The organism is Rhodoferax sp. RT5P35 (assembly GCF_056521385.1).
In genome coordinates, this window is sequence record NZ_JBWMAX010000306.1 from 1 (window position 1) to 1096 (window position 1096).

Here is a 1096-nt window from a genome sequence, read left to right on the forward strand (position 1 = left end):
CCGACGCGGGCGGCCAGCACGTAGCCATCGCGGGCACTTGTGCCGAATACGACTGGGCGCAAGGGACTTTGGTGGAAGATGTCAGCCCCTACGCTCCCGCCACCCTGTACGGCGTGGTCAAGGATGCCACCCGCCGCATGGCGACTGCTTTGTGTGCACAGCGCGGCGTGTCGCTGGCCTGGGGCCATATCTTCTTTCCGTTTGGTCCGGGCGAAGCGCCGCAGCGCATGCTGCCCTCGCTGGTGCGGGTGTTCCAGGGCCAGGCGGCACCATTTGGCGTGAACATTGCCGCCTACCGCGGCATGCTGCCCGTGGCCGATGCCGCCAGCGCCCTGGCCATGCTGCTGGTGCAGGGCTGCCAGGGCAACTTCAATATCTGCTCCGGCCAGCCCGCGCTGATCGGCGATGTCGTCAAAACCCTGGCCCGCCTGTGCGGTGCCGACCCCGGCCCGGTGCTGGCGCTGGCCTCCGCCCGTGCCGGTGACCCGCCGGTGCTGGTGGGCGACACCACCCGGCTGCGGGCTACCGGCTGGCGGCAGCAATCCACGCTGGAGCAAGGCCTGGCGGCCATGCTGAACCACGAAAGATCCAGATGACTCCCAACCATATGAACAACCTGTTCTACGGGTTGGCAGACCGCCCTGCATTCATCAAAGGCGTGCAGCATGCCATCGACCAGATCAGCGACCCGGGGGGGATTTACGCAGGCGATAACCTGTTTGCCTACCACCGCAACCTGGGTTTTCTGGAGGACGAGGCCTTGATGGCATCCGCACAGAAGAACGCGACGGATGTCGAGCGGGGCATTCTGTGGCGCACTTCCATGCTTCTGTGGGCGGCCCGTAATGGCCTGCACCTGGAAGGCGACTTTGTGGAATGCGGTTGCTACAAAGGGACCAGCGCCAAAGTCTTGGTCGATGCGCTGGACTTTGGCAAGCGTGAGAAGCAATATTTCCTGCACGACTTGTTTGAACACAACGCGGCCATGCCGCACCACGCCATGCCCGCGCACGGCTCGGAGCTGTACGACTCCGTGGTCCAGCGCTTTGCCGATACCCCCAACGTGCGCGTAATCCGGGGCAAAGTGCCAGAGGTG

The 1096-nt window shown here is 64.6% G+C and carries 1 protein-coding gene and 1 pseudogene; both read left to right on the forward strand.

Going from position 1 to position 1096, the window contains the following annotated elements:
• Nucleotides 1–596 (forward strand): NAD-dependent epimerase/dehydratase family protein (locus tag AC097L_RS25845; RefSeq protein WP_479589552.1); only part of this gene is annotated, 596 nt, incomplete at its 5' end.
• Nucleotides 593–1096: pseudogene (locus AC097L_RS25850) on the forward strand (hypothetical protein); the annotation flags it as partial. The gene AC097L_RS25845 and the pseudogene AC097L_RS25850, both read left to right, overlap by 4 nt.